The 24,802-nt window shown below is 72.7% G+C and carries 21 protein-coding genes; 7 read left to right on the top strand and 14 right to left on the bottom strand.

All coding sequences use genetic code 11. The annotated features are described in order from the left end of the window. The first annotated feature begins 40 nt into the window (after positions 1-40). Positions 41-985 (top strand): Acg family FMN-binding oxidoreductase, encoded by a 945-nt coding sequence (locus EDD34_RS09885; protein ID WP_123814410.1) that lies wholly within the window; start codon positions 41-43, stop codon positions 983-985. A 24-nt stretch (positions 986-1,009) separates the two neighbouring features. Here the strand turns inward: EDD34_RS09885 and EDD34_RS09880 are convergent, their stop codons facing one another. The 3 genes from EDD34_RS09880 to EDD34_RS09870 all read right to left on the bottom strand — a co-directional run bounded on the left by EDD34_RS09880 (position 1,010) and on the right by EDD34_RS09870 (position 2,773). Further along, positions 1,010-1,291, bottom strand: coding sequence for a DUF1876 domain-containing protein (locus tag EDD34_RS09880; RefSeq protein WP_123814409.1), 282 nt, complete (start codon positions 1,289-1,291; stop codon positions 1,010-1,012). Positions 1,292-1,489: 198 nt separating this feature from the next. After that, on the bottom strand, positions 1,490-2,020 hold the full coding sequence (locus EDD34_RS09875; protein WP_123814408.1) for a hypothetical protein: 531 nt from the start codon (positions 2,018-2,020) through the stop codon (positions 1,490-1,492). A 123-nt stretch (positions 2,021-2,143) separates the two neighbouring features. Beyond that, positions 2,144-2,773 (bottom strand): superoxide dismutase, encoded by a 630-nt coding sequence (locus EDD34_RS09870; RefSeq protein ID WP_123814407.1) that lies wholly within the window; start codon positions 2,771-2,773, stop codon positions 2,144-2,146. Positions 2,774-2,975: 202 nt separating this feature from the next. Here EDD34_RS09870 and EDD34_RS09865 point away from each other — a divergent pair, with 202 nt between their 5' ends. The 3 genes from EDD34_RS09865 to EDD34_RS09855 are packed head-to-tail and all read left to right on the top strand — an operon-like array spanning position 2,976 to position 6,205. Next, entirely contained in the window at positions 2,976-3,602 is a 627-nt protein-coding gene (locus tag EDD34_RS09865) for an ECF transporter S component (protein ID WP_123814406.1), read from the top strand. 3 nt (positions 3,603-3,605) lie between these two features. Continuing rightward, entirely contained in the window at positions 3,606-5,390 is a 1,785-nt protein-coding gene (locus tag EDD34_RS09860; RefSeq protein WP_123814405.1) for an ABC transporter ATP-binding protein, read from the top strand. Beyond that, on the top strand, positions 5,387-6,205 hold the full coding sequence (locus EDD34_RS09855; RefSeq protein ID WP_170177029.1) for an energy-coupling factor transporter transmembrane component T: 819 nt from the start codon (positions 5,387-5,389) through the stop codon (positions 6,203-6,205). The genes EDD34_RS09860 and EDD34_RS09855 overlap by 4 nt, the downstream gene beginning before the upstream one ends. Positions 6,206-6,272: 67 nt before the next feature. Here the strand turns inward: EDD34_RS09855 and EDD34_RS09850 are convergent, their stop codons facing one another. The 8 genes from EDD34_RS09850 to EDD34_RS09815 all read right to left on the bottom strand — a co-directional run bounded on the left by EDD34_RS09850 (position 6,273) and on the right by EDD34_RS09815 (position 14,829). Next, positions 6,273-6,530 carry a DUF6510 family protein gene (locus EDD34_RS09850; RefSeq protein WP_123814404.1) on the bottom strand — a complete coding sequence of 86 codons (258 nt, stop codon included), beginning with the start codon at positions 6,528-6,530 and terminating at the stop codon, positions 6,273-6,275. Between the two features lies 1 nt (position 6,531). Then, positions 6,532-7,293 (bottom strand): FAD-binding oxidoreductase, encoded by a 762-nt coding sequence (locus EDD34_RS09845; RefSeq protein WP_123814403.1) that lies wholly within the window; start codon positions 7,291-7,293, stop codon positions 6,532-6,534. Then, entirely contained in the window at positions 7,290-7,883 is a 594-nt protein-coding gene (locus EDD34_RS09840; protein ID WP_123814402.1) for a molybdopterin-dependent oxidoreductase, read from the bottom strand. Before EDD34_RS09840 ends, EDD34_RS09845 begins: the two co-directional genes overlap by 4 nt. A gap of 103 nt (positions 7,884-7,986) precedes the next feature. Continuing rightward, complete coding sequence (locus EDD34_RS09835; protein WP_123814401.1) at positions 7,987-10,734, bottom strand: cation-transporting P-type ATPase; 2,748 nt, start codon at positions 10,732-10,734, stop codon at positions 7,987-7,989. 300 nt (positions 10,735-11,034) lie between these two features. After that, positions 11,035-11,409 carry a rhodanese-like domain-containing protein gene (locus EDD34_RS09830; protein WP_123814400.1) on the bottom strand — a complete coding sequence of 125 codons (375 nt, stop codon included), beginning with the start codon at positions 11,407-11,409 and terminating at the stop codon, positions 11,035-11,037. Between the two features lie 50 nt (positions 11,410-11,459). Beyond that, a complete protein-coding gene (nicT, locus tag EDD34_RS09825; protein ID WP_123814399.1) occupies positions 11,460-12,566 on the bottom strand; it encodes a Nickel transporter NicT in 1,107 nt (368 codons plus the stop codon). Positions 12,567-12,617: 51 nt separating this feature from the next. Next, positions 12,618-13,427: a sulfite exporter TauE/SafE family protein gene (locus tag EDD34_RS09820; RefSeq protein ID WP_246012288.1), complete on the bottom strand. Its 810-nt coding sequence runs from the start codon at positions 13,425-13,427 to the stop codon at positions 12,618-12,620. Positions 13,428-13,449: 22 nt separating this feature from the next. After that, the gene (locus EDD34_RS09815) at positions 13,450-14,829 is read right to left on the bottom strand and encodes an MBL fold metallo-hydrolase (RefSeq protein ID WP_246012286.1); all 1,380 of its coding nucleotides are present in this window, start codon (positions 14,827-14,829) and stop codon (positions 13,450-13,452) included. A 187-nt stretch (positions 14,830-15,016) separates the two neighbouring features. On the opposite strand from EDD34_RS09815, the gene EDD34_RS09810 reads away from it, so the two are divergent. Together EDD34_RS09810 and EDD34_RS09805 are read left to right on the top strand one after the other, a co-directional pair. Next, positions 15,017-15,751, top strand: coding sequence for a CPBP family intramembrane glutamic endopeptidase (locus EDD34_RS09810; protein ID WP_123814396.1), 735 nt, complete (start codon positions 15,017-15,019; stop codon positions 15,749-15,751). 178 nt (positions 15,752-15,929) lie between these two features. After that, positions 15,930-16,259 (top strand): GNAT family N-acetyltransferase, encoded by a 330-nt coding sequence (locus tag EDD34_RS09805; protein ID WP_123814395.1) that lies wholly within the window; start codon positions 15,930-15,932, stop codon positions 16,257-16,259. A 16-nt stretch (positions 16,260-16,275) separates the two neighbouring features. Here the strand turns inward: EDD34_RS09805 and EDD34_RS09800 are convergent, their stop codons facing one another. Beyond that, positions 16,276-17,037, bottom strand: a complete 762-nt coding sequence (locus EDD34_RS09800) for an SDR family NAD(P)-dependent oxidoreductase (protein WP_211341546.1) — start codon at positions 17,035-17,037, stop codon at positions 16,276-16,278. Further along, positions 17,037-17,549, bottom strand: a complete 513-nt coding sequence (locus tag EDD34_RS09795) for a CGNR zinc finger domain-containing protein (protein ID WP_246012284.1) — start codon at positions 17,547-17,549, stop codon at positions 17,037-17,039. The genes EDD34_RS09800 and EDD34_RS09795 overlap by 1 nt, the downstream gene beginning before the upstream one ends. 83 nt (positions 17,550-17,632) lie before the next feature. On the opposite strand from EDD34_RS09795, the gene EDD34_RS09790 reads away from it, so the two are divergent. Then, positions 17,633-18,502, top strand: a complete 870-nt coding sequence (locus tag EDD34_RS09790; RefSeq protein ID WP_123814393.1) for an alpha/beta fold hydrolase — start codon at positions 17,633-17,635, stop codon at positions 18,500-18,502. Between the two features lie 138 nt (positions 18,503-18,640). On the opposite strand, the gene EDD34_RS09785 is transcribed toward EDD34_RS09790, so the two are convergent. Further along, positions 18,641-24,724, bottom strand: a complete 6,084-nt coding sequence (locus tag EDD34_RS09785; protein WP_211341545.1) for a S8 family serine peptidase — start codon at positions 24,722-24,724, stop codon at positions 18,641-18,643. Positions 24,725-24,802: the final 78 nt, after the last annotated feature.

The raw sequence follows: 24,802 nt of genomic DNA, 5'->3' as shown, positions 1-24,802 counted from the left end.
CTCCGTGCCCGTCGGGTCGGCCGATGAAGGGAGACCACCAATGGACACCGTCGACGCACGGGTGGAACGCATCCTCGAGGCGGCGGGCAACGCCCCGAGCGTCTACAACACCCAGCCGTGGCAGGTCGGTTTCACCGACAGCACCATGACGCTCCGCGCGGACCCGTCCAGGCAGCTGCGGCACAGCGACCCCCACGGTCGCGAGATGCTGATCAGCTGCGGGGCGTTCCTGTTCAACGCGCGAACGGCCGCGCGCCGCGAGTCGCTGCTCGCGGTCACCAGGGTGCTGCCCGACCCGGACGACGACCGGCTCGTCGCCGAGGTCACGTTCGAGCCGGGCCCCGATCCGAGCGGCGACGAGCTCGAGCTGGCCGTGGCGATCACGCGGCGCGCCACGTCGCGAGTTCCCTTCGAGGACCAGCCGCTGCCGACGGACATCCTGGCCGCCGTCCAGGCCGCCGCGCACGCCGAGGGCGCGCGACTGCGCCTCGTGCAGCCCAGTGACCCCGCTCGCGACGACCTGACCCGGCTCATCCGCCGGGCCGAGGGCCTTGCCGCGGAGGACCCGGTCAGCCGCGGCGAGGAGGCGGCCTGGACGAACGTCGGCGCGGACCGCGACGACGGTATCCCCCAGGACCTTCTCGGCCCCGCGCCCGACGAGGAGGACGCGCCGGTGCGGCGATTCCTCGGGAGTCAGGGCAGCGTGCCGTTCGAGCAGCACTCGACGATGGCCGTTCTCGCGACGTCCGGCGATTCCCCGCGGGACTGGGTCGCCGCGGGCCAGGCCCTGGAACACGCGCTGCTGACCGCAACCAGCTACTACGTGCGCGTGTCCTTCGCCACCACCGTCCTGGAGAACCCGACGACCCGCCACGACCTGCGCCGGGCGCTGTCGCTCGACACGTTCCCGCAGATGGTCATGCGGCTCGGGACCACGGCGACACCGGGCCACGCACCGCGCCGCGCCGTCAGTGACCTGACCTGACGGCGCGGCGCGGCCCGGCCCGCGTCATCTGCGCAGGTGGATCTCGTGGTGCTCGATCTCGGAGATGTCGGCGGACGTCGCCTTGAGCAGCCGGTCGGCGAGGTCACGCAGCGCGCGGGCCGTCGCCAGTTCCTCGCCGATCTCCGGAACCTCCGGGTCGTCCGGGTTGCGCCGCGCCCGCCCGTGGCCCTCGAGCGAGGTCCCGCTCGACGTCGTGAGCACCGCGTGGGCCGTGGTCTCCGTGCCGTCGGTCTCGACGTCGTCGGCGTCGAAGAGCTGGACGACGACGTTCCAGGTGTGGGTCATGGCGATGCTCCTGTCGGTCGGTGCCTCCCCCGCCGTCGGACGGCGAGCATGAACCCAGCGTTCCTCGCGCGCGGACCGGCCTGCCAGGGACCAACGGCCCCCGCCCCCGGGACCGACGGCACTGCTGTCGGCGGCCCCGCACGGGACTTGTCAGGACCTCCCCCGGTTCCATGCAGGTCATCCCGCGACCGCGCCGGCCTACGCCGGTCCGGGTGTCTCCAGCACGGCGAGACGCCCGATCATCCGGCGGACCAGGAGCAGCGGGATGGCGCCGAACACGCCGAACGACATGTCGATCAGCGTCCACCCCCACGGGATCTCCCGGATCGGGGCACAGATCAGGGCCAGCGGGATCACGCCGGCGCAGGCGATCAGGCCGAAGTCCACCACCCACACGTTCCGCACCGGGTCGCGCAGCGGGCCCCAGAAGGCGACGGCGATCACCAGGTGGGCGAAGGCGAGCCAGTCCGTGCCGTAGGCGAGGAACGGGTAGGCATCGTTCGTGACCGTCAGCCCTTCCTCGACCCGGGCGAACCACTCCACCAGCCCGGGCGCCCACTGCTCGGCCCGCCAGGCACGCAGCACGTCGAGCCCCACCCGCACCTCGGTCTCCAGCGGGAACGCCGTCAGCCCGCTGACCACCAGCCCGATGATGAACACCACGAGCCACGCCCGCACCCGCCGCCGCAGCACCACGGCCGTCTGACCAGCATCAACAAGTCTCGTCATGCCCGGCAGCGTAGCGACCGCCCAGGCCGCGACCTGACGGGGTGCCCGACCGGCGACCCGGTGCCGGGCTCCACGGCGACACACGCCACGCGCCGTGGGCACCCGGAACCCGGCCCGCGGCGGTCACCCGGCCGGTGTCAGCAGGCCTGCCGTCGCGGTGCGGGCGCGCTCCAGCCGGGCGGCCACGTCCTGCCAGTTCGCGAGGTTCCAGAACGCCTTGACGTAGTCGGCCTTGACGTTCAGGTAGTCGAGGTAGAAGGCGTGCTCCCACATGTCGAGCATGAGGAGGGGCACGGTGCCGGCCGGCAGGTTCGCCTGCTGGTCGAACAGCTGGAACACGGAGAGGCGCCGGCCCACCACGTCCCACGCGAGCACGGACCAGCCCGAGCCCTGGATCCCCGTCGCGACCGCCGCGAAGTGCGCCTGGAACGCCGCGAACGAGCCGAAGTACTCCGTGATCGCCGCCGCCAGCTCGCCCTCGGGCTCGCCGCCGCCGTCCGGGGAGAGGTTGTTCCAGAAGATGGTGTGGTTGACGTGGCCGCCGAGGTTGAACGCCAGGTTCTTCTCGTACAGGTTGACGGCCGCGAGGTCACCGGCCGCACGGGCCTCCGCCAGCGCGTCCAGGGCGGCGTTCGCCCCCGCCACGTACGTGGCGTGGTGCTTGTCGTGGTGCAGCTCCATGATGCGCCCGCTGATGTGCGGCTCCAGAGCGGAGTAGTCGTAGGGCAGGTCCGGCAGGGTGTAGGTGGGCATTTCCAATCCTCTCGTCCGTTTCGCCGTGGACGTTCGCCACGTTAGGACCTCAACCAGCATTCAGGTCAACGGTGACACTCGCCACTGCGCGCGACGATTCGCCCGGCGCCTCCACCCGGATCGGCGGCCACGAGTGCCGCGACCACCCGCTCGTCCTCTAAGGTAAGGCTCGCCTCACCCGCACCGACCGCCCGGAGTCCCCATGACCCTCGCCTCGCGCTACCCGACCCGCCTGCTGCTCAGTACCGCCGCCATCGGCGCGGCGGGCGGGCTGCTCGTCGTCGGGCTGAACTACGCCCTGGTCGGCCTGCCACCCAGCAGCCTGACCTACGCGATCTACGCGGTGACCACCCCGGCCTGGTCCCTCGGCTCGTTCGTCGCGATGGCCCTGTTCCGCCGGCCGGGAGTCGCCCTGCTCACCTCCGTGTTCTCCGGTCTGGTCAACCTCGCCTCGCCGTTCGGCGTGGCGCAGCTCGTGAACTTCCTCGTCATCGGCCTGCTGCTGGAGCTACCGTTCGCCGTCGCCCGGTACCGGCGCTGGAGCGACCGGTTCTTCTGGATCGCCTTCCCCGCCGGAGCACTGCTGCTCGGCGCGGGCTACCTCGCCCCCACGCTCGCGGCCGGCGCGATCGACCCGTCCGACATCGCCCCGTGGCTCTCGGCCCTCCTGGTCGCGGCCGGCGTCGCCCTGGCGCTCGGGCTCACCGCCGTCGCCCTGCGCACGGCGGCCGCTCTGCGCAAGGCGGGGATCGGCGGCGGCCCGGCCCACGCCGTCGCGCACAGGCCGTCTCCCGCGCGCGGCGACGAACCAGCGACCGCCGCGGAGTAACGCATGCCCTCTCCCCTGCTCCGGGCCGACGACGTCGCCATCCGGTACGACGGCGCCGTCGTCGCCACACCCGGCGGCGTCACCCTCGCCGTCGATCCGGGCGAGGTCGTGCTGCTGCTCGGGCCGAGCGGCTGCGGCAAGTCCACGCTCGCGCTCGCGGCCAACGGCCTGGTGCCGCAGTCCGTGCCCGCCACGGTGAGCGGCACCCTCGTGGTCGGCGGTGCGACCGACCCCGCCACCACGCCGACGCCGCAGGTCGCGGCGCGGGTCGGCATGGTCTTCCAGGACCCGGACGTCGGGCTGATCGCCGGCTCCGTGCTGGACGAGGTGTGCTTCGGCCCGGAGAACCAGCGCCTGCCCGTCGGCGAGGTGCTGACGCGCGCGGAGGACGCGCTGCGCCGCACCGGCCTCTGGGACCGCCGGCACGACAACCCGGACACGCTGTCCGGCGGGGGCCGCCAGCGCCTGGCGATCGCCTGCGCCCTCGCGCTCGGTGCCCCGCTGCTGGTGCTCGACGAGCCGACGGCGAACCTCGATCCCGTCGGCACCGAAGAGGTGTACGCCACGCTGCGCGACCTGGTCGCCGACGGCGATCGTGGCGTGCTGCTCGTCGAGCACGACCTCGACGCGTGTGCCGGCCTCGTCGACCGGGTCGTCGTCCTCGATCGCGACGGGCGCACCGCCATGACCGGAACCGCGCGCGAGATCCTGGCCGGGCGCGCCGGCGAGCTCATGGACCTCGGTGTCTGGCTGCCCGTCGCGACCCTCGCGGCGTGGCACCTGCGCGCGGCGGGGGTGCCGTTCGACGAGCTGCCGCTCACCCCGTCGGAGCTGACCGCGACCCTGGACGCGGCCCTCGACGCCGTCCCCCACCTGCCACCACCCTGCGGAAGCACCCCGGCGGCCCGGCCGACCGGCCCCGGCCCGGTACACGAGACCGCCGCCACCCCGCGCACCGACGACGTCGTCGTCGAGGTCGCCCACCTGACGGTCACCCGTCCCGCACCCGCCCGGACGCGCGGACCACGGCGCGCGACGGTGCTCGACGACGTGTCGCTGACCGTGCGCCGCGGGGACTTCGTCGCCGTCGTCGGCACGAACGGGGCCGGGAAGACGACGCTGCTGCGCGCCGTCGCCGGCGTGGCTCCCCCACCCCGGCGGACCGTGACGGTCGCCGGGCTCGACCCCGCCCGCGCGGACGTGCGGGAGCTGGCCCGGCGGGTCGGGTTCGTGTTCCAGAACCCCGAGCACCAGTTCGTGCGGTACACGGTGGCCGAGGAGCTCGCCCACGCGCTGGAGGTGCAGCGCGTGCCCGCCGCCCGGATCGCCGAGCGCGTCGAGGAGATGCTCACCCGGTTCGGGCTCGCCGCGCACCGCGACCGGCACCCGTTCCTGCTGTCCGGAGGTCAGAAGCGGCGGCTGTCGGTCGGCACAGCGCTCATCGCGGGCGCCGAGGTGCTCGTGCTCGACGAGCCGACGTTCGGACAGGACCACGAACGCGCCGCCGAACTCCTCGACATCCTCGCCGGCCTCAACGCGAGCGGGACCACCGTGCTCGTCGTCACCCACGACCTGCAGCTCGTCGCCGACCACGCCAGCCACGTGGCGGTCCTGCGCCACGGCCGGCTGGTCGCCCACGACCGCACCGAGCGGGTCCTGGCGGGCGACGCCCTCGCCGAGGCGGGCCTGCGGCTGCCGCCGCTGGCCGAGGCCACGCGAGCCCTGACCCGTCACCCGCGCTGGCAGGCCCTCACCCGCGTCACCGACCTGACGGCGGTGCGCTCGTGACCGACCCCTTCGCCCCCGTGACGAGCCGGCGGTTCCTCCACCGGCTCAACCCGCTCGCCGTCGTCGCGGCCGTCGCCCCGGCCGTCGTCGTGCTCGTCGCCGTGCGCGACCTCGCCACGCCCCTGGTGCTCCTCGTGCTGGCCACCGCGCTCCTGCTGGCCGGGGCACGGGTGCCCGCGCGGCGCGTGCCGCTCGCCTTCGGCCTCCCCGTCGGGTTCACCCTGCTGGCGGCCGTGTCGTTCGGCCTGTGGGCCGACCCCGACGCCGTCCCCGGCACGGCGACCCTGATCGAGGCCGGGTCCTACCGGTTCACCGTCGGGTCGTGGCTCGCCGGGCTCGGGATCTCCCTGCGGCTCGGCGCGCTCCTCGCCGTCGTCCTCGTCCCCGGCTTCGCCACGACCGGGCCGGACCTGGTGCGCGCCGCCGTGCAGAACCTGCGCGTGCCGTACCGCATCGGGTACACGGCGTTCGCGGCGTTCCGGTTCGTGCCCCGGTTCGGGCACGAGCTCGCCGTCATCCGCGCCGCCCACCGGGTGCGCGGGGTCGCCGGCGGGCGCGGCCCCCTGGCCGGCCCGCGGCGCTGGGCCGGCGTGCTCGTCCCGCTGCTCGCCGGGGCGATCCGGCACGCCGAGCGGGTCGCCCTGGCCATGGACGCGCGCGCGTTCGGGGCGCACGCCACCCGCACGGAGCGGTACCTCGTGCCGTTCCGGGTGCGCGACGGCGTGTTCGTCGCCGTGTGCTGGGCGGTCACCGTCGCGGTGACGGTGTTCGCGCAGCCCGTGCTGGGGTTGCCGGAGCCTGTCGTGGCGGTCTGAGGACCTGGCGGGACGTCACGCGACGGCACCCGGAACCGGCCGGCTCACGGCACGGACGTCACCGGCATCAGCGGCGCAGCTCGATCGTGCTCATCCCCGAGAGGCTGAGGAAGACGCGGTCGCCGGCGTCGACGATCGTCGCCAGCACCTGGTCGCACGACGCGCAGCGGGCGACGAGGCCCGGCGCATCGGGATAGACCATCGCCCGGGCGATCGGTGACACGCCGCCGCAGCCGGCGCACCGCGCCCGCGCGGCCGTCACGTCGGCCCGGAACACTTCCGACAGGGCGCCGGCGAGCGCGTTGCCGTCAAGGTGGGTAGCCATCTCAGAGACCTCCGAAGCGTTCGGTACGGATGTCCGCCGCGGCGTGCCCGAGATCCTGCAGCCAGGCCGCGATCGTCTCGACGAAACGGGTCGAGCCGCAGACATAGACGCGCGGCCTGGCCGAAGCCGCGACGGTCGACGCCGCGAGCGCCTCCTTGTCGAGGCGGCCCACGGGCCCGGCCCAGGTGGCCGGTGCCTCTCGCGTGTAGACGAGTTCCAGCTCGAAGGCCGGCCCGCGCAGCGCGGCGAGCTCGTCGGCGAAGAGGACGTCGCCGGGTCGGCGGACCGAGTACAGGAGCCGGAGGGGCGAGGTGTCGCCGGCGGCGCCGTGCGCGGCCGCGATCGCGTAGAGGGGGACCACCCCGGACCCGCCCGCGACGAGCTGGACCGGGCGGTCGCTCTCCCCCGGCCGCCACACGAAGAACGACCCCAGCGGGCCGTGCACCTCGAGCTGGTCCCCGGGGCGCACCTCGTGGACGAGGAACGGTGACACCTCGCCGTCCGGCAGTTCGTCGACGGCGAGGACCACGGGGCCTCCGGGCGCCGACGACGCGATGGAGTAGGACCGGCTCGCCTGGTAGCCGTCGGGTGCGGTGAGCCGCAGGTCGAGGTGGGATCCTGCCTCGCTGCCCGGCCAGGTGGGCACGTCGAGCGTGAGGCGCACGGCCGTGGACGTCTCCCGGCGCACCTCGGCGACAGTCGCGACGTGCCACGCGGCCTGCGGCCGGGACCGGCCGAGCTGGGTCAGGGGTGGCGCGCTCACCAGTAGCGCTCTTCCTTCCAGGGATCGCCGTACAGGTGGTAGCCGTTCTGCTCCCAGAACCCGGGTTCGTCGTCGGCCATCATCGTCAGCCCGCGGATCCACTTCGCGCTCTTCCAGAAGTAGAGGTGCGGCACGAGCAGGCGCGCGGGCCCGCCGTGCTCGGGCCCCAGCGGATCGCCCTCCGCCTCCGTGGCGATCCACGCCTTGCCGTCGAGGAGGTCCTCCAGGGGCAGGTTCGTGGTGTAGCCGCCGTAGGAGCGGGCCATCACGAACTCGTGCTCGGACTCCACGTCCTGGAAGAGCTTGTCGAGACTCACGCCCCGCCAGGCCATGTCGAGCTTGGTCCAGTGCGTGACGCAGTGGATGTCGACCGTGACGTCCTCCACCCCGAGCGCGAGGAGACCGTCCCAGTCCCACCGGTGGTCCGTGCCGGTCTCGTCCTGGATGGTCAGTTCCCAGTCCGCGGTGTCGACGTGGGGCGTCGGGCCCGCGGTGAGCACGGGCCAGTCGTCGAAGAGGGTCTGGCCGGGCGGGAGGCGCGGGTTCTCCTCGCGCCGCCGGCCGGAGAAGCCGCGGGTGGTGAACGACATGCCGGCTCCGATCTCTGTGCGGCGGCCGGGTGACCCGGCCGTGATCGATTCTAGAGGCACGGCTCGTCATGGCGGGTGACTTCACGCGAACGGGCTGACGCCGTCACACGCTTCCTCGCCGCAGCCTCTTGTCCGCCGCCACCACGAGACTGGCCGCCACGGCGACGAGGAGGATCCGGAGCCACACGTCCGGGCCCAGCGGCGCCGTGCCGAAGATCGTGTTCATCGCGGGCAGGTACGTGAGGGCCGCCTGCCCGACCGCCTGGACCGTGACGCCCACGAGGATCCACCGGTTCGAGAACAGTCCGATCCGCCACGCGGAGCGGGTCAGCGAACGGCAGCTGAACAGGTAGAACGCCTCGACCACGACGAACAGGTTCAGCGCGGCCGTCCGCGCCTCCGCCAGGTCGGCGCCGTTCGCCAGCTCCCACTGGAACAGCCACCACGAACCGCCCACCAGCAGCGTCGACACCAGCAGGATCCGCACCATCAGGCCCCGGGTGAGCAAGGGCTGCCCCGGGTCACGGGGCGGCCGGGTCATGATGCCGGGCTCCTTGGGCTCGAACGCGAGCATCAGGCCCAGGGCGACGGCGGTGGTCATGTTGATCCACAGGATCTGCGTGGGCAGGATCGGCAGGGCCGTACCGACCGCGATGGCGACCAGGATCACCAGTCCTTCACCGATGTTCGTCGGCAGCGTCCAGGCGATGAACTTCGTGAGGTTGTCGAACACCCCGCGGCCCTCCTCGACCGCGGCCTCGATCGTCGCGAAGTCGTCGTCGGTGAGCACCATGTCCGCGGCGTCCTTGGCCACCTCGGTCCCGGACCCGCCGATCGCGACGCCGATCCCGGCCTGCCGCAGGGCCGGGGCGTCGTTGACGCCGTCGCCGGTCATCGCCACCACGTGCCCGCGGCCCTGCAGTGCCTCGACCAGCCGCAGCTTCTGCTCCGGCGACACCCGGGCGAACACCTGCGCGCGATCCACGGCCTCCGAGAACTCCGCGGCGGGCAGTGCCGCCAGGTCGGCGCCGGTGAGGACGACGCCCTCGCGGTCCTCGCGCCCGTCGAGCAACCCGACCCGCCGGGCGATCGCGGTGGCGGTGGCGGCGTGGTCACCGGTGATCATCTTCACCGCGATGCCCGCGGTCCGGCAGGCGGCGACCGCGGCGCCCGCCGCCGCGCGGGGCGGGTCGAGCATCGCCTGCAGCCCGGTCAGCACCATGCCGCCGGACACCGTGTCCTCGCCGAAGCCGTCCGGCGGGAACTCGTCCGGGGCGCCGGCCGGCCGCACGGCGGTGGCCAGCACCCGGAGCCCTTGCCCGGCCAGGTCGTCGGCGGCCCGCAGCACCGCCGTGGGATCGAGCGGCGTGATGTCGCCGGCCGCGTCCATCTGCCCGTCGCACAGTCCGAGGATCCGCTCGACGGCACCCTTGGCCAGCACCACCTGTGCGGCCGGGGTTCCCGCGGCCGGGGCTCCCGCGGCCTCGTCGCGGTGCAGGGTGACCATGTACTGGCGCTCCGAGCTGAAGGGAACCGCCGCCAGGCGGGGCAGCACCCGCGCGACCCGGCCCGCCGGCAGCCCCGCCTTCGCGGCGGCGACCAGCAGCGCACCCTCGGTGGGATCACCGACGACGTCCCACCGCCCGTCGTGTTCGGTGACAGCGGCGTCGTTGCAAGCCGCACCGGCCAGGAGCGTCCAGCGCAGCGCCGGGTGGGAGTCGAGCGCGGGAGTCCGGTCCTGGCTGTCGTGAAGCGTTCCGTCGGGGACATAACCTGATCCGCTCACCTCGAACCGCTCTCCCGGGGTCCACACGGTACGGACGGTCATCTGGTTCTCGGTGAGCGTGCCGGTCTTGTCGGAGCAGATCACCGTGGTGCTGCCCAGCGTCTCCACCGCCGGGAGCCGGCGGATCACGGCGCGCCGCCGCGCCATCCGGGCCACACCGATCGCCAGCGTGATCGTCACCGCCGCCGGCAGGCCCTCCGGGATCGCGCCGACCGCCAGGGCGATCGCGGCGGTGAACGTCTCGACGGCGTCCTGGCCCCGCAGCAGTCCCACCCCGAAGGTGGCCGCTGCCAGCGCGAGAATGCCCACCGTGAGGATCTTGCTGAACCTGGCGAGCTTCTCCGTCAGCGGCGTCGCGAGCGTCTCGGCGGCGCCGACCAGCCGGTGGATCTCGCCCAGCTCGGTCTCCGCGCCGGTGGCGACGACCACGCCGGCGCCGCTGCCGCCGGTGACGAGGGTGCCCGAGTAGGCCATGTTGAGCCGGTCGGCCACCGGGATCGCCTCCGGCAGCGCCGCCTCGTCCTTGGACAGGGGGACGGACTCACCCGTCAGCGCCGACTCGTCCACGCGGAGCTGGACCACCCGGGTCAGGCGCAGGTCGGCGGGCACCTTGTCGCCTGCCTCGAGCAGCACGAGGTCACCCGGGACGAGGTCCTCCGAGGGCACCGTTCGCTCGTGTCCGTCACGCACGACCTTGGCGTGCGTCCGCACCATCGACCGCAGGCCCTCCAGCGCCGCCTCGGCCTTGGACTCCTGGATGAACCCCACCAGGGCGTTGACCACCACCACGCCGAAGATCACCGCGGAGTCGACGTACTCGCCCAGTCCGGCGGTGATCCCGCCCGCGGCGAGCAGGACGTAGATCAAGGGGTGGTGGAACTGCCGCAGGATCCGGGTCACCACCCCGGCGCCCCGGGACACCGGCAGGGCGTTGGGCCCGAACCGGCCGAGCCGTTCGGCGACCTGCGGCCCCGTCAGGCCGTGGTGCGGATCGGTCTCGAGCAGCAGCACCACCTCGTGAGCGGCCAAGCCGTGGTGCGCGGTCACCGACACCGACACGGTCATGTCCCAGTCCCCTTCCGGTCGGGCGCCGGGTGACCGGGCACGGACGGCCGGCGCGCCGGTCCTGCCGCGAGATCGACAGGTGGTCAGGGTCCAGGCTCCAGCAGGTGCCGGGGCGCCGGGTAGGGCCGGACGTCCTTCCCGAGGAGGACCTGCGGCCCCGGTCCGGCGGGGTCCGGCCCAGGTCAGCGGCGATCGGGCGGGACCACGTCCCGTGCCTCGGGGTAGTCGAGGCGCTCACCCGGCGTCGTCGCGCACGCGGCCCCGTTCATCGGCCGGTCGGCGCGGGACGGCACCGGGCCGTCACGAGACGATCTCGAGGCCCGTCGCGTCGGCGGCCTCACGCAGACTGCCGACGTTCTCCACGTCGGCGAAGCCGAGGTCCGCCAGGTAGTCCTGAGCGGCCGCGGCACGGTTGCCCGACCTGCAGTACAGGACGTAGTCCGCCTCGGGGTCGAGCTCGGCGGCCTGGGCGGCGAAATCCGCGGACTGGATGTCCAGGTTGACCGCGCCGTCGAGGTGCCCCTCGGCGTACTCGGCGGGGGTGCGCACGTCGACGACGACGGTGTCGGTGCCGACCGCGACGGTCTGAACCGGCGCGGAACCGCAGCCGGTGAGGGTGGCGCCGGCGATCAGGGCGAGGCCGATGCCGATGAAGGACTTCTTTCGCTTGAGCATGGCTGAAACTATACCCCCTGGGGTATTACGCGGGCAATCGCCCTGCCGCGTCAGCCCGTGCCGGCGGACCGCCCTCGCCGCTCGAACCTGCCGAGACGCCAGACGGCGAGGCCGGTGACCCAGGTGACGACGAAGAGGGCGACGAGCGCGTAGCCCACGTGCCTCAGGTCCAGGCCGGCGGCCCAGCCGAGGATCCCGCGGGTGGCCCCGAGACGCTCCGCGAGCAGCTGCAGCAGCACGGTCGCGCCGATCCCCAGCGCGGCGACGACCGACAGGATCGTGACGGTGAGGTTGTAGTAGACCTTGCGGACCGGGGCGAGGAAGGCCCACCGGTACGCCCGGGCCATGAGCACGCCGTCGGCGGCGTCGAACAGGCTCATGCCGGCGGCGAAGAGCACCGGCAGCACGAGGATGGCGTACCACGGCAGGGTCAGGGCGGCGGTGCCACCGGCGAGCACGAGCAGGGCCACCTGCGTGGCGGTGTCGAAGCCGAGGCCCATCAGCAGCCCGACCGGGTACATGTGCCAGGGCTCACGGACCCGGCGGGTGAACCGGCTCAGCACCCGCGCCAGCAGGCCGCGGCTGTTCAGGTGCCGTTCGAGCTCGGCCTCGTCCAGCGGGGCGCCGCGCATCTCGCGCAGGACCCGCACGATCCCGGCGACGGACCCGAGGTTGAGCAGGCCGATCAGGACGAGGAACGTCCCGGCGACGACTCCGCCCACCGTACCGAGCGTGTGCTGGAGGGCCGAACCGTCGTCCGCGACGGGCCCGACGACGACCCGCAGGCCGAGGGCGAGCACCAGGGCGAGGCCGAAGACCACGCTGGAGTGGCCCAGCGAGAACCAGAATCCGACGCTCGAGGCCGGCCGGCCCTCGCCGACGAGCTTGCGCGTGGTGTTGTCGATCGCGGCGATGTGGTCGGCGTCGAAGGCATGCCGGACGCCGAGCAGGAACGCCGTCGCGCCCACGCCCACGCCGAACACCCCGGCGCTTCCGACCGTCAGCCCCTGGGGGACCACGGCCAGGAACAGCACGCCCCAGCCGACGAGGTTGAGGAGGACCACCACGGCGGCCATCCCGGCCATCGAGCGTTTCTCCGCGCCGTCCCGACGGGGTGAGGAGAGCGCGCCGGGTGCGACGGGCGTGGTGAGTGACATGGGTGCCGGTCCTTGGGTTGTTTGCTGGTCGGGTCCGAGCGGAGTCACCGCTCAGAGAAGCTGGGAGACGCTGCCGGCCGCGGTGTAGAGGGCGACGGCGACGAGCAGCACGGTGAAGGCGAGGTTCAGCCGGTCCGGGCGCACCCTGGAGACGACCCGGGCGCCGACGAGGGTTCCGGCCACGGCCGCGGCCGAGAAGGCGGCGATGACGCCCCAGTCGAGCGTGACGTCCTGCCCGAGCCGGGCGACCAGCGAGCTCGCACTGTTGATGGTGATGACCACGAGCGAGGTGCCGACGGCGACCGGCATGGGCAGCCGGAGCGCGAGCACCAGGGCGGGCACGACGGCGAAGCCGCCGCCGACCCCGAAGAACCCGGTCAGCAGCCCGACGGCCGTCGCCGTCGCGACCAGCACCACGGCCACGCGGCAGGCGCACCGGAACGGGCGCAGCGCCAGCATCGGGGCGGTCCGGGTCCCGGCCTCCGCGGGGCTGACGCCCCCGTTCCGCGCCGCGGCCCGGCGCCGCCGTGTCATCATCACCGCGACGACGAGCATGAGCACCGCGAACGCCACGAGCAGGACGTCCCCCGGCACCGTCGTCGACAGCAGGGACCCGGCGAAGGCCCCGCCGACGCCGAGGAGGCCGAAGACGACGCCCTGCCCGAGGCGGACCCGTCCGGCCCGCAGGTGCGGCACCACGCCGATCAGGGCCGTGATGCCGACGATGACGAGCGATCCGGTCGTCGCGGACCGGGGATCGAGGCCCAGCAGGTACACCAGGGCCGGGACGGTCAGGATCGACCCGCCACCGCCGAGGGCACCGAGGGCGATGCCGACGACGAGGCCGATCGGCAGGGTCACCGCGAGCACGTCGGGTCCGGCGTCATGCGGAGACCTGTTCGGCCTCGGAGACCAGAGGCAGGCCGGCCGCCTCGGCGGAGAGGCCGAAGTTGTCGTCGATCACGACGACGCGGCGGCCGGTGGCCGCGACGAGCGATGCCGCGACCGAGGCGCGGTAGCCGGACGCGCAGTGCACCCAGACCTCCCCCTCCGGCACCTCGTCCATGCGGGTGACGATGTCGTGGATCGGGAGGTGCACGGCGCCGTCGAGGTGCGCGGCACGCCACTCGCCGGCGCGGCGTACGTCCAGGACCGCGACGGGCCGGTGGTGGCGCACCTGGGCGAGATCGGCGAACGTGGCACTAGGGAGCGTCGCCAGCGGCGCGTCCGTCCAGTCCTCCGGCCGGCCCGTGGCAGCGGCGGCGGGCCGGTCGATCCCGATCCGCGTGAGTTCGCGCTGCGCCTCGGCGACCTGCTCCCGGGACTCCCCGAGCAGCGTGACCGGGGTACCCCACGGGATCAGCCAGCCCAGGTACGTGGAGAACTGACCGTCGAGGCCGAAGTTGAAGGTGCCCGGGACGTGCCCGGCCGCGAACGCGGTGCGGTTGCGCAGGTCCACGAGCCACTCCCCCGCCTCGAGCCGGCGGCGGATCTGGTCCTTGTCCGCGCGCTCGGGCTCGGACAGGTCCGCGGCCGCGGGACCGGCGGCGTTCGCGGGCCCCATGTGCACGTAGTAGGCGGGGTAGGCGTCCAGGCCGGCGAGGGTGTCCGCGACGAAGTCCTCCTCGTCCTGGCTGAGCACCGGGTTGATCAGCCGCTCCTGGCCGATCGTCGAGGCGGTCGTGTCGCCTCCCGTGGAGGTCGCCGCGCAGAACGAGCCGAAGCCGTGGGTGGGCATGACCCTGGTGTCGTCGCTCAGCTCGGCCGCCAGCCTGCGGGCGGAGCTGTACTGATGACGGACCAGGTCGTGCGTGTGCGCCTCGCCGAGCAGGTCGGGGCGTCCCGTGGAGCCGAACAGCAGCGAGCCGCCGGAGAAGACCGCCGGCTCCTCGCCCTCGAGCACGTAGGACAGGTGGGTGAACGTGTGCCCCGGCGTGTGCATCGCGCGCACCCGCAGCTCCGGGCTGACCTCGACGACGTCGCCGTCGCGGATCGGGGTGCGCTCGAAGGACACCTCGTCGGCGGCGTTCACGTGGTAGGCCGCGCCCGTCTCCTGGGCCAGGGCGTAGCCGCCGGTGACGTAGTCGTTGTGGATGTGGGTCTCGAAGACGTGCGTGATCCGCACCCCGGCCGCGGCCGCCGCCTCCAGGACGCGGTCGATGTCGCGCTGCGGGTCGACGACGAAGGCCACGTCGCCGTCGTGCGCGAGGTAGGTGCGGTCGCCCAGCGACGGCGTCTCGATGGCGATGATGCTGGTGGTCACGAGAATGGTCCTCCTGGGTGGATGGGATCGCCGGTATACCCCTGGGGTATCTTCGGAATCAGCATACCCCTTGGGGTATATGACGTCCAGCGATACGCCACGCGACGCTCCTTGACCTGGTCCCGAGAACACGGTTTTCCATGGCCGAAGCGCCCTACCCGACCACCAGCACGAGGAGCCCACCGCCATGTCGACCAGCCACGCCGACCGCCCGAAGGCAGCCCGGACCGATACCACGCCCCCGGCCCGGCCGGGCTGGCCCGAGGTGATCGTCGGCACCCTCGCGGCGCTCGCGGCCCTGCCGGCGATCCGGCTGTTCGGCCTCGTCGGCCTGGACGAGGACCCCGTGGCATACGGGCTGGTCCTGACCGCGTGGTCGGGAGTCGCGGGTCTGACCGGCTTCGCCGTCGCCGCACTGATCCGGATCCGCTCCTGGGGCGCCTTCAGCGTGCGCCGCACCAGCGGGCGGTGGGTGCTCATCGGAGTGGCCGCCGGCATCGTCGCGCTCCTGCTCAAGGGACTGCTCAACACGGGGATCATCGCCGTGACCGGCTTCAGTGCCGACCCGCAGGGCGCCTACGGCGACGCGGCCGGCGGCGGTGTGCTGCCACTGATCCTGACCTTCGTGTTCCTGTCGGTCCTCACCCCCATCGGCGAGGAGTTCTTCTTCCGCGGTGTCGTGACCAACGCCCTGCTGCGCTACGGGCCGGTCATCGGCGTCCTGGCCAGTTCCGTGTTCTTCGCCCTCGTCCACGGCATCAACCTGGCGTTTCCCTCAGCGCTCGTCGTGGGCATCATCGCCGCCGAGGTCATGCGCCGCAGCGGCTCCATCTGGCCCGCCGTGATCGTCCACACCGTCAACAACCTCGCCCTGCCCCTGCTCGTACTGCTCACCGGAGCGGCCGACACCGCGGCGGTCTGAGCGTCCGCGGCCGCGAGGGAGGCCGACGACCCGGCGAGCGTTCGTCAGCCCGCCCGGTCGATCGAGGAGCTCCGGACCAGGACCTGTCGAGTAGTGTCGGGACGAGTCCTGGACGCCCGCCGCACGGCCACCAGAGCGTCCGCGCCACGCCACGCCACAGGAAGCCTGGATCACCGCGATGAACGATCAGCAGCAGGAAGTCACCGTGCGCCACAACCCGGACAAGAGCCGCTTCGACGTCCTCGTGGCGGACACCCGTGCGGGGTTCAGCGTGTACAAGGACTTCGGGGAGACGCAGCGGATCTTCTACCACACGGTGGTCTTCGAGGAGTTCGGAGGCCGTGGTCTCGCCGGCATCCTGACCCGTACCGCCCTGGACTCCAGCGTCCAGGGCGGGCGTCGCATCGTGCCCGTCTGCCCCTACGTGAAGAAGTGGCTCTCCACCCATCACGACTTCGACGACGCCACCGACCCCGTGAGCCCGGAGCACCTTCGAGTTCTGGGCTGAGCCGAGCCGGCCGGTCTCAGGTACGCAGGTGGGAGGCACCGTTCAGGTCGAGGATCGCCCCTGAGGCCCAGGCCGCCCCCGGAGAGGTCAGGTACAGCACGGCGTGCGCGACCTCCTCCGGCGTCCCCACCCGGCCGAACGGGCTCTCCGACCGCACGGAGTCACCCGTGGGGCTCGCCAGCTTCGCCGCCTGCCGCTCGGAGCTGACGAATCCGGGAGCGACGGACGCGACCGCGATGTCATGCGGCGCGAGGGCGACGGCCATCGACTGCCCGAAGGCGTGCAGCGCGGCCTTGGCCGCCCCGTACGCGGGGAACTCCGGCTCGCCGCGGAAGGCGCCACGGGAGCCGATGTTGACGACGACCCCCGAAGTACCCCTGGCGATGATCTGGCGCGCCACGAGATACGTCAGGTTCGCCGCCGCGATGAGGTCGACGTCGATCATCTCCCGCCAGACGCGCTGCCAGTCCGCGTAGCTGACGGTGTCGACCGGGTGACGACGGCTCTCGGCGGGCGCGATCGCCGCGTTGTTGACGAGGACGTCGATTCCCCCGTGCGCCTCCGCCGCGGCGGTGACGACGGCCTCGGCACCCTCGGGCCGGCGCAGATCCCCGCCCACCACCGTGTGCCCCGTACCGGCCAGCAGTTCGAGCGTCCGCTCGGCCGCCGCCCGATCGGAGCCGTAGTGGACGGCGACCCGGTCGCCCCGACCGGCGAGTGCCACCGCGATCGCACGCCCGATCCCTCGGGACGCACCCGTCACCAGAACGTCGGCCATCAGTCCGCCTTCCGCGTGCGCCGATAGTGTCGCCGGGCCTTGAACCGGTTGCCGCAGACGGCCATCGAGCACCAGCGGGCGGAGTTCGCGTTGCTGCGGTCGTGCAGAAAGCGGTGGCAGTCGGGATTCGCGCACGGCCGGAGACGCCCGGGCGCTCGCTCGTCGAGCACAGTCCAGGCCAGGAGCGCCCGGGCCGCGAGCGCCTCGTCGGCGGGCACTCGCAGTTCCCAGCCGAGGACGCCGTCGCGCAGCCGGGGCCGCAGTTCGATCCGTTCGACGTGCTCTTCGAGCGTCTGCGCGTCGGCGACCCCGCGGACGACGTCCTGGATCGCGGCGCGCACGCGGCGCAGGGTCGCGGACTCGCCCGCGCTGCCGGCTCCGCCGTGACCGGCCGCCCACTCCTGGCTCGCGTCGGGGTCGGTGAGCACGTCGGTCCGCTCGCCGTCGACGACGGGGGTCGTGTTCAGCAGGTCCAGCAGCAGGTCCTCGTCGTTCCGCGTCACCACGTTCACCTCTAACCTCCTCATTCGATGTTGACAGGTTAGCAGGAGCGTGCTCTTATAACCACCTACCGCCTATCGAGAGGGTTAGTTTGATGGTCGCCATCCACCACCGGTTCGCCGAGGTCGAGGGACGCAGGATCTTCTACCGCGAGGCCGGCCCCGCCGACGCACCGACGGTCGTGCTGCTGCACGGCTACCCGACCAGCTCGCACATGTTCCGCACACTGATCCCCGCGCTCGCCGAGAAGTACCACGTGGTGGCGCCCGACCACCTGGGGTTCGGGCTGTCCGACGCGCCCGGCGTGGACGAGTTCGACTACAGCTTCGACGCGCTCGCCCGGATCACGTCCACACTGCTGGCCCAGCTGGGCCTGACCCGGTACGCGATCTACGTCCAGGACTACGGCGCACCGATCGGATGGCGGCTCGCGCTGGAGAACCCGTCCGCGATCACGGCGATCATCAGCCAGAACGGCAACGCGTACGACGAAGGCTTCGTCGAGGACTTCTGGAAGGACGTCTGGGCCTGGGGCGCGGACCAGAACGACGAGACCGAGTCCGCCATCCGCTTCGCGCTGACCCGCGAGGCGATCCGGTGGCAGTACCTGCACGGCGTGCCCGACCCCACCCTCGTGGACCCCGAGACCTGGGAGCACGACCTCGCCCTGGTCTCCCGCCCGGGCAACGACCTGGTGCAGCTCGAGCTGTTCCGCGACTACTCCACCAACCCACCGCTGTACCCCGCGGTACAGGAGTACTTCCGGACCTCCCAGGTGCCGCTGCTGGCCGTCTGGGGCGAGCACGACGAGATCTTCGGGCCCGAGGGCGCCAAGGCGTTCGCCAGGGACCTGCCCGACGCCCGGATCGAGCTGCTGCCCGGCGGGCACTTCCTCCTCGAGTCGCACCTCGACGACGTCACCGCACGGATCCGCGACTTCCTCGCGACGGCACTCACGCGCTGACCGGACCCGCGGGCTCGCGCCGTCCCGCCCTCGGGCACGTACCCACGACCGTGCGGGGCCTCCCCGGTGATTCCACCGGGGAGGCCCCGCACGGTCGCCACGCCCGGCCGGCGGCCGGCACGTCGAGCACTGCTGACGTCAGAGGCGCGGGTCCTCCCGCACCGCCAGCGCGCTGAGGACCGGGTGGCGCTGTCCGGTCTCACCGACCAGCTCGACGGTCAGGTCGCCGCCCGGGTGCTCAATGGTGGCGTTCCGCTCGTCGGCGGCCAGCCGGCCGACCTCGGCCCGGACGTCGTGGTCGTGCAGCACGACCTCGCCGTTCACCAGCACGTCGAACGTCCGCCGGCCGACGGCGACATGGTCGATCTCGGCGAAGCCGAGGTCGATCTGGTAGCCGCCCGCAGGGACGTCCTCGAACACGTAGCTGAACGTCCCGCCGGTCCGCTGGGTGCGGAACAACGCGTCGTCGTCGGTGTTCTCGATGTCGGCCCGGGTCGTCCGGCTGCCTCCACCGACATATCCCCACTCCCGGTCGGACCCGTGGCGCAGCGCCTGGTCGGCCGACCAGGTGAGGCCGTCGCCGCCGTCCAGCCCGCGCCCACCGACGTCGACCCCCAGCCAGTACGCCGACGTCGCCATCCGCGCCCGCTCGTACTGCTCGGGGGCCCGGCCCGCGGTCGAGGACACCAGCACGCCACCGGCGAGCAGACCGGGATCGACGCCGGCGTTGTCCGCCGACACGGTGGCCGTGGTGGACTCGCCCACGCCGAGCTCGACGGCACCCGCGGCCGCCTCCCCGGACATCGAGAGCCAGGGCAGGTCGGCGGGCTCGTGGTTCCCGTCCGCGTCCCGGGCCCGCTCGGTCAGCTCGACCTCCACCGGGGCCGTCCCGGTGTTGGTCACGGTCAGCTCCGCCGTCGCGCTCTGCTCGGGGCCGAAGAACCACTCGAGCTCGTCCCCGGACACCTCGGCGATTCCGGTGGGCAGCGCCGCGTCGAGCACCTCGGCCTGCCCGTTCTCGGAGATCGTCACCGAGTCGCTGGTCACGGTGTAGTTCGGCGACCAGATGTCCACCGTGTGCTCACCGGTCACGGCCTTGGCCTTCCAGCGCCCGTGACCGTCGGCGGTGATCGTCCGCGTGCTGCCGTCGGGCGAGGTCAGGGTCACGACGGCGCCCGCGACCGGCTCGCCGTCGTTCGCGTCGGTGACCTCACCCTCGATCGTGCCCGCCGCCAGCAGGGCGTACTCCAGGTCCGACCCGGCGGACAGCACGGGCTGGTTGAAGGAGTGCTGGCTGAACCGGCTCCCGCCCAGGTTCTCGATGCCGACCGTCGCCGACGCACCCTGGGTCCGCGGGTTCTCCCCGCCCACGCCGTCGCCGTAGCCGATCTGGATGCGACCGTCCTCGACGAGCGTGACCGAGAAGCTGATGCGCTCCGTCCGCTCGTCGTTGAAGGTGACGTCGCGGTACTCGATCACCGCGGCGTCGAGCCCGTCCACCTCCGCCGGGCCGATGTGGATCGCCGCCTCGTCGTCCACGAGCAGCTCGTCCCAGAACGGATAGATCGCGTCGGCCGTCTGCCGCGTGGGCAGCTCGGTGTTCCGCATGCCGGCCCGGCTGCGGTCAAAGGTCAGCATCCCGTTCCGCGCCACGCACAGCCCGTCCCACATGGTGTCGTAGAACGGGAAGTCGAAGCCGGGGTACAGCCATCCGCAGCCGAAGCTGCCCGACCAGGTGGTCTCCGTGGTGCCCTGCCGGTACAGGCCGGACGTCTCCGTCACCTCGTACGGACGGTCGACCGGGGCGACCGGAACCTCGCCCGGCTGCTCCGGCTCCGGTTCCGGCGCCTCGGCGACACGGGGGTCGTGGGTGACCCGCAGCGCCGCGAGCGCCGGGGACCGCAGCCCTCGGGCGCCCCTGAGCTCCACGGTCAGCGGACCACCGGTGTGTTCGACGACGGCGGTGTGCCAGTCCGCGGTCCGCTGACCGACCGTGCCGGCGGCGTCGTAGGAGTACAGCGTGAGCGAGTCGTTGACGAGCACGTCGAACACGCGCTTGCCCGGGGCTGCCCGCTGGATCTCGGCGAAGCCCAGGTCGATCGTGTAGACACCCTCCGGCATGTCGTCGAACTCGTAGAAGAGGTCGTCGCGCCGGGCGGTGCGCTGGGACTGGAACAGGGTGTCGTCCGTGGTGCCGTGCACCGCGTCCCGGGTGGAGATCTCCTTGGTGCTGCCCTCGTACCCCCACGGGCCGCGGCGGAACGGACGGTCGGCCGACCAGTCGAAACCGACGCCGTCCGTGAACGCCTTGCCGCCGGCGTTGACGCCCACCTGGTGCTCGGTGGTCGTGAGCGTGACGGGGACGTACTCCTTGGACTGCCGGCCGGAGTCCGACATCACCACGATGTTGGCACCGAGAGTTCCCAGCCCCAGGTCCTCGGCCGACACCGCGACCTCGACCGTCGCAGACTCGCCCGGGGCGAGCGTGCCGCCGGTCGAGGAGAGCTCCAGCCAGGGCACGTCCGTGAGCAGGTCGTCCTCGACGTCGACCAGCAGCACCTCGTCCGCGACCTGGTCGGTCGCCCACAGGGCGCCGGTGGCGTCGGTCGCGAGGCCACCGCCCTGCAGCTGCTGCTGACCGGGGAACCACCAGGCGTTGACGAGCGAGCAGTCGACGGGGTCGACCTGCAGCAGCCGGCTGGGCCGTCCGACGGCGCGGTCCGTGTACCAGATGGTGTCGGACGCCTCGTTGTACGCCAGGCCCATCACCTCGGGCAACGGCGGGTAGCAGAAGGAGATGAACTCCCCCGGCGTCTCGTGCGACGTGCCGGCGACGGTTCCGATCGCACCGATCCCCCGGCCGCCCACGTAGAACACGTCCCGGCTCGCGTTGTAGGCAAGCCCGGTCAGCTGCGTGTTCGACCAGGCTCCCTCGATCTCCCGGGTCTTGTCCCCGGTGTCCGGGTCGAAGCAGTGGATGAGGCTCGCCGGGCTGTCCTCCATCTGGCACATGTCGCCGGTCCGGGTGTCGAACGCCAGGTCGAAGGCCCGGTAGTCGGGGTTCCACTCCGCCGCGAACTGCTTGCCGGTCCTGTGGCCCGTCACCGTGTAGGCGGTGTTGGTGCGCGCGTCGTAGTCGTGGACCCACACGTCGCCGTCGTAGCCGAGTCCCGTGGGCGAGCTCTCGTCCGGCCCGTCGCCGAGCGGGATCCGGGTGATGACGTCGCCGCCGGAGTGGGTGCCGATCCGGTCGGCGGCCTCCGCGAGCGCGGCGTCCGCCTTCTTGCCCGTGCCGTCGGTCTGCGACGGCTCGTGGTCACCGCCGGCCGCCTCGGCCGCCTTGTTCCAGGCCGGCAGGTCGATCGGGCCGTCGGCTCCGGCGCCGGTACGCGCGGTGGCCGACTCGGTGTCGAGCTCCGGATGGCGCTCGGCCTCCCCCAGGTCGTACGTGAGGGGGGCGGAGCCGGAGTTGGTCAGGGTCAGCGACCCGGTGCCGTTCTGGTCGGTACCGAGCACGGCGTCCAGCCCGTCGGTCGTCAGGTCGGCGATGCCGGTGGCGAGGCGGGCCTCGACCGCGGTCTCCGCGTAGAGCTCGTCGAGGGAGAACTCGTGGGACCCGGTCACGTAGTCGGGCGCCGAGACGGTCATCGTGTAGTCACCCACGGGCAGCTGGCGTCGCATGACACCGGTGGAGGTGGTGGTCAGGCTCTCGACCAGGCCGTCCGCGTCGGAGATGGAGACGGTCGCCCCGTCCACCGGCAGGCCGTCGTTGCGGTCGACGACCGTCGCGTCGAGGTACCCGAAGTCAGGCAGGTCGTAGGTGACGACCAGTCCGTCGTGGAGCACCGGGGACCGCTCCGAGAACCGGATGCCGTCCACGCCCTCCCAGCCCTGCAGGCCCGTCGTCGTGACGAGGCCGGCCGTCAGCGGGTCGTCGCCGCCCACGCCGTCGCCGTAGGCGACGATCACCTTCCCGGACCGGGTGAACGTGGTGGAGAAGCTGACCGTGTCCTCCGACTCCCGCGGGAAGTCGGAGCCGCCCCAGACGGTCATGTCCCGGTACTCGACGACGAACGCCTCCTCGCCGTCCACCGTGGTGGACGCCGTGTAGACGCCGCCGTCCGTCCGCAGCGGGCTGGCGGTGTAGAACGGGAAGACTCCCACGCCACCGTGGCCAGGGCCCGCGATGGTGTCGTCCACGGAGATGACCCCGCGCATGCCGATGTTGAGGGTGTCGTGGGTGCCGTTGTAGAGCGCGATCGGGGACGGCAGCGACACCTGGGCCCAGATCCCGCTCGGGAACTCGACCGGGTCGGTGCCCCGCCGGTAGTCGCCCTCCGAGACGGCGCAGGTGTAACCGCCCTCGTCCACGACGAGCGCCGCGGTGATCTCGATCGGCTCCGTGCCCGGCCCGACGGTCAGGGGGACCGTCGTGGGCGCGAAGCACGCGTTCGGCAGCACCGCGAGCCGGTGGTCGCCCTCCGGGACGTCCGCGATGGTGAACGCGCCGTCGGTGTCCGTGCGGACGGCGGCCAGCGGTGTGCCCTCGACGGAGACCTCCGCCGCCGGTACGGGCTGCTCGTCCTCGCCGAGCACCACACCGCTGACGTCACGCGTGGGTGCCGTCTCGAGCACGACGTCGACCGTGGTGGCCTCGCCGATGCGGACGGTGGCGCTCGTCGTCGACGGGACATGGCCGAAGGCCGTGGTGGTGACCTCGTAGTCGCCCGCGGGCAGGTGCACCGAGAAGGTGCCGTCCTGGGCCGTGCCGACCGTACGGTCGAACGGGCCGCTGATCGTCAGCTCCGCGCCACCGACCGGCTCTTCGCCGACCGTGACGACGCCGCTGAGCGTGCCACCCTCCCGCGGGGCGAGCTGGAGCAGCCGCACCAGGTCCAGGCGTCCCTCGCCGTACATGTTGTTGAGCTCCGCGGTGCCACCGCACGAGGTGTCGTCGACGTCGTGCGCCGACTCCGCGAGCAGGCGGCGGGTCTGCTCGATCTGTCCCACCAGCGTCGGGTCGTAGCTCCACAGCGCCGCGACGGCTCCCGCCACGTGCGGGGCGGCCATCGAGGTGCCGCTGATCGTGTTGTAGCCGTTGCCCGGCCACGCCGACCGGACGCTGACACCGGGGGCGGAGATCTCGGGCTTGATCCCGCCGCCCTCGCCCTCGCCCTTGCGGGAGAACGCGCCGAGCACACCGTTCGAGGCGAACGCCCCCACGGAGTAGGCGTCCGGGTGCGCACCGGGTGAGGAGACGGTGTCGCACGCCGCGCTCGGTGAGGAGTTGCCCGCCGACCAGACGCTGAAGATGCCTGCCGCCGTCCACGCCTCGTCGATCACTGTGAAGAAGTCGGAGTAGGCGTGCTCTGCCGACGAGCCCCAGGAGTTGTTCACCACGTGCGGGCGCTTCGACACGTCCGGGTTCTCGCCGTTCAGGTCGGTGGGGGCGAGCAGCCACCAGCCCGACTCGAGCAGCGTCTCGAACCCGGTGGCCTCGCAGCAGCCGTCGGTCGCGATCCAGCGCGCGTCCGGGGCGACTCCCACCTGGTTGCCTGCTCCGTCGTCGCCCACCATCGTGCCCATGGTGTGCGTGCCGTGACCGTTGTCGTCGCAGGGCACGTCCCCGCAGGTACCACCGGTGCTGAACCAGTTGTAGTCGTGGTCGAACGCGCCGCCTGCGGTCGCGCCCCGGTACGTGCCCACCAGTGCCGGGTGGTCGAACTGCACCCCCGTGTCGATGTTGGACACCGTGATGCCCGCGCCGGTGGCCCCCATCTCCCAGGCGGCGGGTGCGTTGATGTAGTCGAGCCCCCACTCGACCTCGGACTCCGCGGCGCGCGCGGCGGGGGCGGTGGGCTCGGGCCGCACCGGTTCGACCAGCCCGACGTCCGGGGTGTCGTGCACCTCGGCGACCGCCTGGTTCGCGGCCAGGTCCAGCGCGAGCTTCTCGGTGCCGTCCTTGACCAGCACGGCGTTGGCGACGGGGTACGACTTGTAGTCGACGCCGGCCGCCTCGAGATCGGGAACGACCGTCGCCAGCGAGGCGGCGGCCGTCTCGGTCAGGGCGTCATAGACGAACTGTCCGCGCTCGGTCCAGTCCGCGATGCGCGCGGCGGGCGCCAGGTCCGCTCGCTCCTCGAACCGGAGCCAGAGCTCGGTGGTCCGTTCGCCGCGGAACGACGCCCGCAGCTCCGGTTGGATCTTGTCGGCGGGCTCCACGGACCCGGCGGTCGGCTCGGGCGGGGGCGTGGCCCCCCACGTCGGTGGCGAGGCACTCACACTCAGGCCTGCCGCCAG

Source organism: Myceligenerans xiligouense, assembly GCF_003814695.1.
Lineage (GTDB): Bacteria > Actinomycetota > Actinomycetes > Actinomycetales > Cellulomonadaceae > Myceligenerans > Myceligenerans xiligouense.
Note: the sequence above shows the minus strand (reverse complement) of the source record. Positions and strands in the feature narration are given on the sequence as shown.